This window comes from Allobosea sp. TND4EK4 (genome assembly GCF_900156025.1).
Lineage (GTDB): Bacteria > Pseudomonadota > Alphaproteobacteria > Rhizobiales > Beijerinckiaceae > Allobosea.
Genome location: NZ_FTMO01000017.1, coordinates 47200 through 60408, shown reverse-complemented (window position 1 = coordinate 60408; position 13209 = coordinate 47200). Strand labels below are relative to the sequence as shown.

Annotated in this window: 12 protein-coding genes; 1 reads left to right on the top strand and 11 read right to left on the bottom strand. The window is 61.9% G+C overall.

Features of this window, described 5'->3' with window-relative positions:
• Window positions 1-308: 308 nt before the first annotated feature.
• From BW981_RS22730 to BW981_RS18550, 9 genes are all read right to left on the bottom strand, one after another.
• On the bottom strand, window positions 309-509 hold the full coding sequence (locus tag BW981_RS22730; RefSeq protein ID WP_139333845.1) for a hypothetical protein: 201 nt from the start codon (window positions 507-509) through the stop codon (window positions 309-311).
• A gap of 400 nt (window positions 510-909) precedes the next feature.
• Window positions 910-1302 carry a c-type cytochrome gene (locus BW981_RS18585; RefSeq protein WP_076441940.1) on the bottom strand — a complete coding sequence of 131 codons (393 nt, stop codon included), beginning with the start codon at window positions 1300-1302 and terminating at the stop codon, window positions 910-912.
• A 135-nt stretch (window positions 1303-1437) separates the two neighbouring features.
• Window positions 1438-2436 carry an FAD:protein FMN transferase gene (locus tag BW981_RS18580; protein WP_076441938.1) on the bottom strand — a complete coding sequence of 333 codons (999 nt, stop codon included), beginning with the start codon at window positions 2434-2436 and terminating at the stop codon, window positions 1438-1440.
• A gap of 10 nt (window positions 2437-2446) precedes the next feature.
• Window positions 2447-3046 carry a nitrous oxide reductase accessory protein NosL gene (locus tag BW981_RS18575; protein ID WP_076441936.1) on the bottom strand — a complete coding sequence of 200 codons (600 nt, stop codon included), beginning with the start codon at window positions 3044-3046 and terminating at the stop codon, window positions 2447-2449.
• Complete coding sequence (locus tag BW981_RS18570; RefSeq protein ID WP_076441934.1) at window positions 3043-3873, bottom strand: ABC transporter permease; 831 nt, start codon at window positions 3871-3873, stop codon at window positions 3043-3045. The genes BW981_RS18575 and BW981_RS18570 overlap by 4 nt, the downstream gene beginning before the upstream one ends.
• Window positions 3870-4790 carry an ABC transporter ATP-binding protein gene (locus BW981_RS18565; RefSeq protein ID WP_076441932.1) on the bottom strand — a complete coding sequence of 307 codons (921 nt, stop codon included), beginning with the start codon at window positions 4788-4790 and terminating at the stop codon, window positions 3870-3872. Before BW981_RS18565 ends, BW981_RS18570 begins: the two co-directional genes overlap by 4 nt.
• The gene (locus BW981_RS18560; RefSeq protein WP_076441930.1) at window positions 4787-6184 is read right to left on the bottom strand and encodes a nitrous oxide reductase family maturation protein NosD; all 1398 of its coding nucleotides are present in this window, start codon (window positions 6182-6184) and stop codon (window positions 4787-4789) included. Before BW981_RS18560 ends, BW981_RS18565 begins: the two co-directional genes overlap by 4 nt.
• Window positions 6185-6186: 2 nt before the next feature.
• Window positions 6187-8136, bottom strand: coding sequence for a TAT-dependent nitrous-oxide reductase (gene nosZ, locus BW981_RS18555; RefSeq protein WP_076441928.1), 1950 nt, complete (start codon window positions 8134-8136; stop codon window positions 6187-6189).
• Between the two features lie 39 nt (window positions 8137-8175).
• Window positions 8176-10440, bottom strand: a complete 2265-nt coding sequence (locus tag BW981_RS18550; RefSeq protein ID WP_076441954.1) for a NosR/NirI family protein — start codon at window positions 10438-10440, stop codon at window positions 8176-8178.
• A 315-nt stretch (window positions 10441-10755) separates the two neighbouring features.
• Here BW981_RS18550 and BW981_RS18545 point away from each other — a divergent pair, with 315 nt between their 5' ends.
• Window positions 10756-11643 (top strand): ferritin family protein, encoded by an 888-nt coding sequence (locus tag BW981_RS18545; RefSeq protein WP_076441926.1) that lies wholly within the window; start codon window positions 10756-10758, stop codon window positions 11641-11643.
• 23 nt (window positions 11644-11666) lie between these two features.
• On the opposite strand, the gene BW981_RS18540 is transcribed toward BW981_RS18545, so the two are convergent.
• A complete protein-coding gene (locus BW981_RS18540) occupies window positions 11667-12839 on the bottom strand; it encodes a hypothetical protein (RefSeq protein WP_210188697.1) in 1173 nt (390 codons plus the stop codon).
• The gene (locus BW981_RS18535; protein WP_076441924.1) at window positions 12839-13174 is read right to left on the bottom strand and encodes a metal-sulfur cluster assembly factor; all 336 of its coding nucleotides are present in this window, start codon (window positions 13172-13174) and stop codon (window positions 12839-12841) included. The genes BW981_RS18540 and BW981_RS18535 overlap by 1 nt, the downstream gene beginning before the upstream one ends.
• Window positions 13175-13209 lie beyond the last annotated feature (35 nt).

The window sequence follows — 13209 nt, the reverse complement described above, 5'->3', positions numbered from 1 at the left end:
CCCGAACCATCGCCATGACCTTAAAGCTAGACTTAAGGTCACACCGTTCGGGAAATGCCGCCCACCGCGCAAGGCGGCCGAGACCGGACGGTTACCGAGCAAGAACAGGCCGCTCGTTCCGGTCAGCCTGATGAGCTGGCCCGCTGAGCGCCGCTCTTCCCCACCCCCATTCTTCACGGACGTCGCCCCACTGGATCGCGTCTCTGATACCAACAGGCCCACCACCGCTCACAACAGCCGCGTCATCTAGCGTCAGCCTCGACGCGACCAGAACGACATCCTGAGCCTCAAATCGAGGCTCGACGGCGTCACTTGCCATCAAGTTTGACGCGGCCCCGCCAGACCACAACACGGGCCTTGGAACGATCGAGCGCCGAGAAGAAGCCATTGCGCTCATTCAGCTCGGAAGCGCTGATTTCGCCATTGCGCAGCCGCATGACATCTCGCTCTCGCGAGATTCGCTTGGCTTCACGTCGCTCTGCGACGCCATATGAGCGTTCGACTTGCATGGTAGCCTCGCCCAAAATGTCGGTTGATGCACCGCAAAAGTCAATGAATTCGCCCCGAAAGGTGGATGTTTCGTTGTGTTTTGAGGTTCAGAACCATGGCTGACTGCCGGCGCGGATCGATCGGTGAGCGGTCCAAATTCGACGCAGAGCATAACATTCGTCCCGCCGAAAAGATTTCTCAGCTTCAGCCATGAGCAAGGCGATGGGATCCGGGGGAATTCAACGCCGCAGCCCGCTTTACCGACGCGGTGACGTTGATGCGGCAAGGACGCATCAACCGCCGCGGACGGCCAGAATCGGTCACTGAGGCCGCCATGGTTGCATAGGCGGCATTATTCTCGACAAACGATGGGGGTTTGATCGTTAGGCCGATAAGAGCGTTCATACAATGCAGGGCAGCTCACAGCCCCGCAGTCTTTTTGCCCGACCCATCAAACTGTTTGAGGAAAGCTGTCAGATCCTTGATCTTCTGCTCGTCCTTGAGACCTGGATAGAGCATCTTCGTGCCTGGCACTTTGGCTTTTGGATCCTTGATATATTCGGCAAATGTGGCCTCGTCCCACGTCAGGCCGGAATTCTTGTTGGCCGGCGAGTAGTTGTAGCCTTCGACCGTTCCTGATTTGCGCCCAATAATGCCGTTGAGCTGAGGACCTACCGCGTTCTTCGCATTTTCACCGATCTGATGACACGCCTTGCAAGGCGCGAAAGCCTTCTCGCCTGCCGTAACATCCTGGGCGTGGGCAAGAGCGGGGCTGAGTGCCAGAATCCCGGAAACGAGACAGATCAGTCGCATCGAAAATCTCCTCGGCGGTCGTAAAGCTGTCGAAGCTCAATCCACAAATTGGCCGGTTGTTCCAGGCAGGGCCGCTGATCCGCGCTGCTTCGATGGGATCGCGGTCACGCTTCGGTTCGTTCAAATGGGGCAGGGTCAACCTCGGAACTCAAGTCGTTCGCCCGCTGCGGTGATAAGGCGCACTTGCCCCTGGCCTAGCCGCCTAATCGCTTGCGCGATATCCGCCGGCGCCATCAAGCTGAAAGCCGTCGACAAGGCGTCAGCGGCTGTTGCGGTTGGCATCACGACCGACACAGAACGGTGCAGATGCGCGCAGGCGCCTGTCTGTGGGTTGAACAGATGATTGAAGCGACCTGCGGGATCGAAGCGGAAACCATATGCTCCCGACGTCGCGACTGCTTGATCGGTCGCATCCAATGTCACATCCGTTCGATCTGGCTCGTCGGGGTCGGCAATGCCAATTCGCCACGGTGAACCGTCGGGGCGTGCGCCAAGCGCCCGAGGCTCACCCATGTCGACGAGGCTGCTTTCGATGCCCTCCTGGCGCAGGAAATTCACCACGCAGTCGGTCGCATAGCCTTGGGCGATCCCGTTCAACGTGAGGCCCATCCCACTATGGGGCAGACTGATCCGGTCCGCGTTGAAGACCACCTTGCCGAATCCGACCAGGCTCAAGGCAGCCTGCAGGGCAGGCGCCGGCGGGCCCTGAGGATCCGCATCGGTCTTGGAAAAATGATCCCGGTAAAGGATCCACAGCGGCTGCACGGTGGGATCGAAGCCACCGCTCGTCAGTGCCGAATAGCGGCGACACTCTGTTAGGAGCGCCACGAGTTCGGCCGGCGGCGCGACGAGCATGCCCTGACGATTGAGGGCGGAGAGCGCCGAATCGTCTCTGTAGAGGCTGAATATCGATTCGAGCCGGCGGACTTGGGCCACCGAACGCTCTATCAGCCGCTCGGCAGTGGCACGCTTATAGTGATGGATTTGAAGCGTTGCGACGGCCCCCATGGCTTGGCCTTGCCACGTCACGAGCTCGGCTTGCGCCCTTGCCTTGTCGCCAAACGGGACCAGGCTTAGCCCGGCAGCGGCAGCGCTGATCCCAACGAGGCGTCGACGCGAGAGATCGTAAGACATCGCAGGCCTTCTAATTTGGATGAGTGGGGGGGGCAGCCGGCGTGACAGGACTGCCGGTCTGCTGATCGTCCAAGGCAGGCTCCCCCTCCTCGGCGGCCACAGGCGCAGCCGCGCCGCCCAAGATATAATCCTTCGGCACCTCCGCGAACGCCACGACGCGCCCGCCGTTCTCGCTCGCGAATTTCTCTGCCGCGCTTCTGTCTGAGAACGGCACGGCCTCGTCGGCTCCCATACCTCCCTTCATTCGGCTTCCGATCACGAAAGACGCTCGCCGGGCGTCGACCCAGTTCGACGCTCCGGGCTCCTCCCAAGTCGCAGCCTTCCCCATATCGGAAACGTAAATGGCACGGATATCCTTTGGTTCCTCGGGCAACATGGTAAAGGACAGCGCGTCGCGTGCCGAGGAGAACCAGACCGGCTCAAGGCGGCTAGCCAACAGTATCTGCCCCTTGGGCCCGGGATGCTCCAGGACGTTCATCCCGCAATAATGCCCCATGGTGCGCTGGGTCAGTTCATGCGGCGGCGGGAGCGTTTCGGCAGCCTGGCGCTCGTTACAGCCGACAAGGGTGAGACAGGCTACGATCCCGACAGAAAAAGCCAGACCCCTCATAATTCTCTCCTTGAAAACGCGACCGCTGCAAGCGTGAGCGGTACGAGCGCCCAGACTGCGAGGGCGGCCAGGAGAACCGGCGGTGTCAAATGGGAAGTCTGAGCGACGCCGGCCATGCCGGAGAACGCGCTCACATTGCCCGAGCTCGTGAGGTTGAAGAGCCGGTAGACATCGGTCGGGTTAAGCAGGAGCAGCGCGCTCAGAATCGAGCCTGATACCGTCCGACCCTGGTCGACGACCAAAAGGCCGAGCAAGCCCATGTCGTAGATCAGGACGAACAACAGCCAGATGCCAATGGAAATCCCAGCTGCGGTGCCCCGGTCTCGCACCAACGAGCTGACACAGTACCCGACTGCGACAAACGCGGCGCCCAGAAGGATCGAGGAGCCGACCATGGAAGCAAATGCGACCCAGCTCTGTGAGTCGATGGTTGTCCCTGTCGCTGCGAGCGCGCCAGCGGCGGCTCCGTATCCGACAAGGGTCGCGAAAGCCAGGATTGCAAGATGGCCGACGAATTTGCCGAGTAGCACCTGCCAGCGCGCTACAGGGTAGCTGAGGAGAAGCACCATGGTGCCGCGCTCCATCTCGCCCACGATGGCATCATGGGAGATCAGCAGGGCGATCAGAGGCACCAGGAAGATGGTGAGGCTGGACAGGCTCACGATGACCACGTCGAGGGCGCGTACGCCGACGTTTCCGGTCGGCGCGCTCCCCAGGAATGTAAGCGTGAGGGCGAGGGCGGCCAACAGGAGGGTTGTGGCGAGGACCCATCGGTTCCGCAGGCCCTCCTGGATTTCCTTTCCGGCGACGATCAGGATGTTCCTCATCGCGGGACCTCCTGCGAGCGGAGAAAATGGGCGTAGAGCTCGTCGAGGGTCGGCGGAGCCACGTCGACGTCCTCGATGGGACCGCTTTCGGCGGTCGCGCGCCGCAGCAGCTCGATCTTTTGGTCGGAGCCGGCAGCGATCTCCAGCATGTGTCCATTGACCCGGCGCCAATCCCCGAGCGGAGCGAGCCGGCTCTGGACGTCTGCAATGCCGGAAGCGGCCACTTTGAGACGTATCCGCGTCGGCAGCTGGGCAATGCGCCTCAGTTCGTCCAGGCTGCCGTCGGCAACCTTGAGCCCCCGGTTCATGATCACCACCCGCCCGGCACGCTCTTCCAGCTCCGTTAGCGCATGCGATGATAGCAGCACCGTCGCGCCATGCCCACGCAGCTCCTCGATGATCTCGTAAAAGCTCTGGCGCAGGGCCGGATCGAGGCCCGTCGTGGGCTCATCGAGGAGCAGAATGCGCGGCGCGCCCAGAAGCGCCTGCGCCAAGCCGAGGCGCTGCCGCATCCCCTTGGAGTAGGTGCCGACGCGGCGATCCGCGGCATGGCTGAGGCCGACGCGCTCCAACAGCGGGGCCAGGGCGCCGCTGCCCTCGCGCTTGAGGCGCGCATAGAAGGCTAGCGTCTCGCGACCGGTCAACGCCGAATTGAACGACACGTTCTCCGGCAGATAGCCGAGACGTCGGCGGGCGGCGAATTCGCCTGCCGCCGGATCTTCGCCCAATACCCTGATATTCCCCCTCGACGGGCGGATCAGGCCTAGCATCAGTTTCAGCAGAGTGGTCTTGCCGGCTCCATTGTGGCCGACGAGGGCGATCGTCTCGCCTTCCGGCAGCGTGAAGGACACGTCGCGGACGGCTTCGACATGCCCGAAACGCTTCGTGACGTCATGAATTTCAACAGTGACGGTCATGGCCGGGTTTCCCGGGCAAGCTTTGGGCGGGCCGGCGGCGCCATTAGAGGGTGATTGTCGACCACTCCACCGGGCAGCAGTGCTGGAAACTGAGCCTGAGCCCAGCGGATCACCTGCACGGCGGGAGAGTTGGCGAGCACCTTTGCCTGCGGCGCAGTCCAGAGCACCTTGTCCATCAGATCGTTTGGCCGATATGCGTTATCACCCAGACCGTCGCCGTTGAGGTCGAAGGCGGGGTTATCGCTCCAGAAGTTGCCACGGCCGCCCTTCGACCAGTCGAGATAGCGCGTGCCGACATATTTTACCTGGTTCTGGTTCCTCACAAAGGCGTTGCCAGCGATCTCATTCCCTTCCGACCCCGCCGTGAAGTGAATGCCAATCTCGCAGCCCTCGAACCAGTTGTCGCGGAAGCGGTTCCGGTTGGCGTTGTAGATGAATACGCATTTTACGGGGCCGCTGCGCGCGCCATTCGCCACGGTGGGCTCGACCTCGCCGGTAACTGGCAGGCCATGCTCGCTGGCTTCCGACATGCGCATAACGGAGGTCGCCCAGCGTTCCGCAGGCTGCAGACGACCCAACACGGCATTTCCGATGATTTGCGACCCATTGGCATAGTTGAAGAGGAAGCCGTGGTCGCGGTCCCCGTCCGAGACGTTCCCGCTGACCTTCAGCCGGTTCGAAAACATGATCGCAAACCCAACCGTGTTTCCGGTCGAGATGTTGTCCGAAATCTCGCTGTCGTTCGTGTACATATAGTGGATCGCGAAGCGAAGGTCGCGAAAGCGGTTGCCACTGAATGTGTTGCGCTTGCTGGTGACCGAGAAAATCCCGTCGCGGCCAAAGGAGACGTCATTGTCGAGCACCTTGGCTCCCGGCGCGTTCCAGACCGAGATCCCGTTGCCAGCCTCATTGACGCGCCCCTCCTTGATGCCGACGATCGTGTTACCGCGTGCGATCGCATCCTCCGCCCCGTGCAGATAGATTCCGTAGAGGTTGCCCTCGATCCGGTTTCTTTCGACGATTGCTTGAGTGGCCGTCTTCTCAACAAACACGCCTGAATCCAACTTTTCGGCATTGGTGCCGGAGCCACGGATCGTAAGGCCGCGGACGACGGCTCCGGGAGCCAAGACGGTCACCACGCTTCCGCTGCCCGCTCCCGAAAGGACGGCACCCGGCTCCCCCTCCAGGACAAGCCTCTTGCTGATGCGGACGGGAGCACGGTGCTCGCCGCTGTTGAGCGTAACGGTGTCTCCGTCAGCGGCTCGGTCGATGATCGATTGAAGATCCTCGCTCCCCGGCGCAACGACGATGCGTTCGGCCCAGGCCGGCAGGGCGAGGCCGGCGGCGAATGCCGCCGCCGACCCGAGGCACACGAGGGTGCGCACAAGCGGCATGGTCAGGTCGCCTGCGGCTCGACCATCATCCGGCCCTTCATCTCCATGTGCATCGCATGGCAGAACCAGGAGCAATAATACCAGTAGACGCCGGCCTTCGAGGCAGTGAACGTCACCGATGCCGTCGCCTGGGGAGCGACCTCCATGTTGATGCCGTAGTTCGTGATGCAGAAGCCGTGGGTCAGATCCTCGACCTCGTCGATGTTGGTGACGTAGACGGTGACCTCGTCGCCCTGCTTGACCGTGAAGTCCTCAAGCCCGAAGGCCGGCGCGGACGACGTCATGTAGACGCGCACCTTGTTGCCATCGCGGATCACCTTCGAATCCTGCTCCAGCGTGATGCCGTCGGCCTTGGCCTGCTGGACAGCGTGCGCGAAGAATGGGTCATCGCGCTTCCAGAGGCTCACGGGATTGATCTTGGACCGGTGCACGAGTGTCGCGTCGTGAGGCTCCGCAAAACTCGGGCCGTCATGCACGATCACCATGCGGTCGCCCGAAATGTCGATCAGCTGATCGTTCTCCGGCTTAAGCGGTCCGACGTTCAGGAATCGGTCCTTTGAGAACTTGTTCAGCGAAATAAGCCACTTGCCGTCCGCTTCCTTGGTCTGCCCCATGGAGCTGTGGTTATGGCCCGGCTGATAGTGCACGTCGAGTTTCTGGAGGACAGGATTGACCTTCTCGCCCTTGAACGCCCGCTTGGCGAGGTCGATGTTCCACTTCACGACCTGGCTGTCGATGAACACCGTCGTGTAGGCGTTGCCCTTGCCGTCATAGGCCGTGTGCAATGGCCCCAGGCCGACCTCCGGCTCGGCGACCACGACATCACGCGGCTTGATCTTGTCGTCGAATAGATCGTCGAGCTTGCGGGCGTCGAAGACGGTGACGGTCGGCGAGAGCTTGCCGTTGGCGACGAAATGGATGCCGTCGGGAGCGGTATTGATGCCGTGCGGGCTGTTCGGCACAGGGATGTAACGGGTGAATTTCGAACCCGCGTGCCCGTCGAGAACGGGCACACCGCCGATCGTCTCGAACTCGCCCTTCTTCACTGCCTCCTCGATGCGCTTCAGATTGAAGACGACGACCCAGTCCTGCTCCTTCGCCATCATTTCGGCGAGAGTCACACCCTCCTCCGAGTTGTAGCAGGTCGCCCAGGCGTATTTGCCCTGGTAGTCCGCATCGACATTGTCGAGATTGCCGTCGACCTTGACCTGCCAGGCGACCTTCATGGTCTCGCCATCGACGGCCGAGAAGATTGACACATATTTCTTCGGATCGTTCAGGATTTTGCCGTCGTTGGGGACCGGCACCCGATCCTCGCCGTTGCAGAAGACGTAGCCGGTCTTGGGGTATTTCTGCACGCGCAGGCCGTGAACGGTATATTGGTTCGGAATTTGGAGGATTTTGTCGCACTTCATGACGTCGAGGCGGATGCGACAGACGCGCGTGTTCGCCTTGTCATTGGCGTAAAGATAGCGTCCGTCATAGGTGCCATCGGTGAATGACGGATGAGGATGGTGCAGGTCACCGTTCTGATAGACGCCGCCCCTATCTTTCAGGAATTCGCGACTTTCCGGCGTGAGCCCTTCGGTCAGCACGCGCAGGCTCTCATTTGTCTGGCCCCAGCCCGTGGCGCTGTCGCGGTTGAACACGGGAATGCGCATCAGCTCGCGCATCGAGGGGCAGCCGACGATGCGGACTTCACCCGTCTGGCCGCTGGAAAAGAACACGTAATACTCGTCGAGTTCGCCCGGCTTCACCTCGTAGTGATTGCCAACCGCGGGCCGTGCGGCTGGCGCGGCCGGCCTGGTCTGCGCTTCCGCGGATAGAATTGCGCCCGACTGGGAGAGCCCGATGCCCCCCGCGACGCCTGCCGCTCCAGCCGCACCGACCGCCGCGGTCGTACCCAGCATGTCGCGCCGGCTCAGTCCCTTCTTCCTGGTCTCTTCTGACATGACAGTCTCCTCGTTGCTCGCGTGTCGGTGGCCGGGGCGTCAACTCGCAGGCGGGGCCTCGGCCGGGCCGGCGTCCTGAAGTGATTTTCCCATATGGGTGATGACCGGCTTAGCAGGCCCCTGCCCTCCTTCTTTGATCTGGCGCATAGACGGAGATGACAGCGCCTCGCGCCGTTCACGCTTCAGCCGCACCTGGATCATGTGCGGGCAGCGGTGATCATCGTGATACAGCTCCTGACAATGCATGCAGTAAATGCACTCGTTCACATTGATCTGACCCTCGGGGTGGATCGATTGCACGGGGCATTCGTTGGCGCAGCGTTGGCAGGGCGACCCGCATTCGGGCCACCGCTTCAACCACTCGAACATGCGAATACGGCCAGGGATCGCGAGCGCAGCTCCCAGCGGACAGAGATAGCGGCAGAAAAACCGCTCGATGAACAGGCCAGCCGAAAGCAGCGTCAACGCGTAGATCACGAACGGCCAGTCGCGAACGAACTTCAGGATGATCGCGGTCTTGAACGGCTCGACTTCGGCGACGACTTCCGCGAGCGCAACCGAATAGAGCGACAAGCCAAACAGGCCCAGGAAAATCACGTACTTGATCGGCCAAAGCCGCTCATGCAGCCCCCACGGTACCTTGATCTGTGGCACCTTCAGCCACTGGGCCAGATTATTCGTCAGCTCCTGCAGTGCCCCAAAGGGGCAAAGCCAGCCACAGAAAGGACCGCGGCCCCAGAACAATAGCGCCGCGGCGATGGCCGCCCAAAGAATGAAGATCAACGGCGCTGCCAGGAAGAACTCCCAGTTGAAGCCTGTGATCAGGGCGTTCGTGAAGGTTAGGACATTGACCACCGAAAGCTGCGCATTGGCGTACCAGCCGAGCCAGACGAGGGTGAATGCTAGATAGCCGCGACGGACCCAAACATAGGTTCGCGGTCTGCGGACCAAGGCGTCCTGGAAGAAGAAGATGCCAGTGAGGACGACGATAGCGAAGGCCGCGATTCCGACCGAGACCGCGTTGGTCTTCCAGATTCGCAGCCACAGCGGCTCGTCCAACTCGCCACCTAGAGAGTCGGCTGCTGTCTGCTTCGATGCCGCGGAATCCTGTCCGGCCTTTTGCGGAGCTTCCGATGGCGCGGGAACTACGGCTGGCGCCGCGGGTTTCTGGATCCGCAGGTAGCGGTCCGGGAGCGCATACCCGACTTCGTAATTCAGGAACGCCTTGTCGCGCGCCCCGATATTGCGCTGGACCAACAGTTGCAGCTGCCAAGGCTCGACGAGGTCGAGCTTGAAATCTTCGGGAACGACGAAAAGAGCAATCTCCCGCAGATCCGGCGCGCCCTCAGCGGCTATGGAGCCCAGGCGGGTGTGGTTACGATCGCGAAAGCGGGTGGTTTGCCCATCCTGGAGGAGCTCGATCCGATCGAAGATGCCGCCACGGACATAACCCGAGCCCTTGAAAGAATAGGCGCCGTTCCCCGCAACCAGGATCGCCTGTTGGTCCGGCTTCAGCCGAGCACGCAATTGCTCATACGCCGAATCCCCGAGGAGGCTGCGTCCGATGGTCGGTACGCTGACAGGAGCTACATAGAGGTCGATGAACGGATCATTCGGATCCCCCGGCTCCGGGTTGTCCGCAGCAGCCTGATTTCCGGCCTTTGCGAAAGCTTCGTTGACTTCACCAATGGTCAGGGAGAGGCGACGAACTGAGCCATCGCCGACGAGCGCCTCCCAGTCGCGCACCTCGCTTTTTTCGACGTCGACGGTCTTGACCGCTGGCGCCACTCCGGACACCGGCCCAGGTTGGCCGCCAGAACCGAGTCGTCCGCTCTTGATCAGGCGCACCGCCGAGCGCACGACGCTGTCGCCCATGACCAGCACCGTTACGGTCGCGCCGCTGACGATATCGACTTGCGGTGGCCGCTCGGACCCGGAGGCGACCGGACGGAGATCTTTCCCGATGAGCCGGTTCATTGCGGCGACGATGCGCTGCTCGGGAATGCCAATCAGAACGATAGGTTCTTTGTGATCGACGAGTTTCAGTCCGCGGACGACACCCTGCGTGTCGATGCCGACCAACACGTGGATCGGCTTGCCGGAATAGCCCGTCGCATTGGCAAAATCGGAATTCAGATAGACGAAACCGAGAAGCTTATCGCCACGGTAGGCCGGGATCAAAGGCGGGTCGCCTTGCACTGCGCCGAAGCGGTCTGCCTCGGCAAAAAACTCGCCGGACTGAATCTTCGGAAGATAGTCTTGGACCTGCCCTGCTGCCAGGCTTCGACCGGCAACCAGGGACATGACTGCCACGACGATCGCGGCCAACACCAGCCGTGAGAGTCCTGCGAGGTTCAGCTTTTGAAACGGCTGCGAGTAGGCCAACGGGGATCATCCTATGCCGAACAAGGTTCCCGGAGAACGTATGGGTAAATGACCTGGGGAACGCGGCCACGATCGGCGGGTTCCTCCGTTTCGAGTTTGAGCCAAAGTCTGCTCGGCGTCACCATACTACTGGCGCATATGAGCCCGGCAAGATTTGACATACCGCAAATTGCAGGCGGTAGAATTCGGCCAACTTCCGATGGCGGGCCCCACCGGGGGCGAAAGGGAGGTCACATGTCGCTGCTGAAAACTGAACCATCGACCCCGGTGAAGACATTGGAGGAACTGTTTGCGATCGCGCACGCAATGGAGCATGAGGCGGCCGAACGCTACGCAGACATCGCCGGACGGATGAACGATGAAGGCAACCCTGGGCTGGCTGCGGTTTTCGAGCGACTTTCGGCCGATGAGAAGGGGCATTTGGACCAAGTGGCGCATTGGTCGGAGCAGGTCAGAGGCAAGGCTCCTGATCCGGCGTTGATCCGATGGAAACTTCCTGAGACATTCGACGATGAGGGAGCCGCCACGATCGATCCCCGCCTCCAGAACGCATATCGCGCCTTGGCAATGGCGGTGCGCAACGAGGAGCGAGCCTTTGCCTTCTGGAGCTATGTCGCGGCACAGGCGACGGTGCCCGAAATCCAGCAGGCGGCGGAGGCGATGGCGCGCGAGGAACTCGGCCATGTTGCGACGCTCCGGCGTGAACGACGCCGTGCTTTCCATGCGAACCGATCAGCGGACGCCGGAAATGTCGGCGACAAACCGGTTCAGGATGCCGCCTTTCTCGAACAGCGGCTTGCCGAGCTTCTCGAACCACTCGCAGCTCTTGCGCCGGCTCCCGAGCAGATTCGCCTGCGCGCATTCATAGAGGAAGCGAGAGGACATGCGCTTGAGCTTGAGCGTGCGCCGATCGCCACACCCGCCGGCTCGCTCTTGCAGGTGCTCCCGGATAATCCGATCGCCTTAGCGGAGCTGCTGACCGAACGATATCTCGAAGCGGCGGACAGCCTGCGCGACGAGGGCGAACTGCTGCGCGTTCAAAGGTTCGCCGGGCAGGCCATTGCACGTCTCGCCTGGTTGCGATCGGATTTGCCCGAATTGCGCCGCAGCGAGGAGCGTTGATCGAGATCAACCTGCTGCCCGCTTCAGCAGACGGGTCCACTCGCCTCCTTCGCAAAAGACCAGTTGCGCCGCGACACGACTGCGACCGCAAGCGCGAAGCTGGCCAGGGCCACGCCGGTCAGGACGCCGCCGGCTGCGCGACCGGCGCCCCATTCCGCCAGCCCAGAAGCCACTCGCAAGGCGACGGCCCCCTGCAGCAGGAACAGGGGGGCGTACAAGATCTCAGCATATCGGACGCGCAAGCGGACGATTGCGGGAAGGATGAGCAGGGCGTGCCCGAATACCGTCGAGAGCACGAAGCCGGTTAGAATGGCGTGCAAGGCGATATCGTAGCCGAAAGCGCTTGCGCCGGGCGGTAATCCAATCAGGGCAACGCCGGCGACGCCGATCCATGCATATCCCAGCAGCATGCAGAGAGCCACAAACCGCGTCTGCCCCGTTCGACGCAGGCTTGGCAACGAAATGTCATGTCGTAGGAGCCATGCCGTCGTAACGAGCAGGGCGATCCCGAACAGGGTCGAGCCGTTTTTGCTCATAATGCCGTTTTGCGCTCCGACGAGGAGAATGCCCAGTGCGAACAAAAACAGCGCCTCGCTGCCCCGCCTCGGCGGACGAAGACGGCTGAGTGCGAGGCGCTCGGCGGCGATCGTAAGAATCAGGAAGGCCAGCCACCAACCGACCACGTCTGCGATCGGACTACCCATGACCCAGAGGAGATTTCCAGCGAGCCAGGCCAAAGCGCCGAACAGGAGCGTCCCCGTGAAAAGCGCCGGCTGGAGCATGACGATCACGAGCAAGCCGCCCACGAGCACCGCGGCGGCGAGGACGTAAAGTCCCCCAGCCACCGGGACCGGCGCGCCTGCGAGTAAGGAAATCGTTCCCAGTGCCGCCAGAGCTGGCGCCGCATAGGCCCAGCCACGGTCCAGCGCAACAGCTCGCTCAAGGCAAACCAGTATCCCGAACAACCCGCATATCAGCAGCGGGCCGTGCAGTTCGGTCAAAGCACTCACATGAGGGATCTCCCACCCGAGCCGGCCGAAGCCCGCGCAGACACCCGCCAACAGCGCGATCGCGGCCGTTGCGAGAAGGGGAACCCGAACAGCGCCCCGACGGTATAGAGATCTTCCGACCGGCTCTGGGGCAAGGCTCATGTTGGCGTGTGGGATATCTGTTTCTTCCTCATAAGGCCGCGCCATCAGGCTACTTCCTTAGTCTTGAGGCCAAGCAGTTCGCGGCCATGATCGCTGATGAGGTCTGGTTTCCACGGCGGATTCCAGACTAGGCCAATGCCAATCCGGGAGACGTCCCGGAAACGCTCGGCCAAGCGCTCGCGCGCCTGCTCCATCAGCATCTCTCCGAGCGGGCAGGACCGGGCGGTCAAGGTGAGCTCCACGTCGATGCCGCTCTCGTCGCGTGTCGCGCGGTAGACGAGCCCAAGGTCGACCACGCTCAAACCAATCTCGGGGTCGGTTACATCGAGAAGGCATTCGAGCAAATCTGGATCAAGGCTGTGTTGCGCTGTTCGGCTCATGACGGTCCTGCTTCAAGGCTGGACCATGCCCGTAT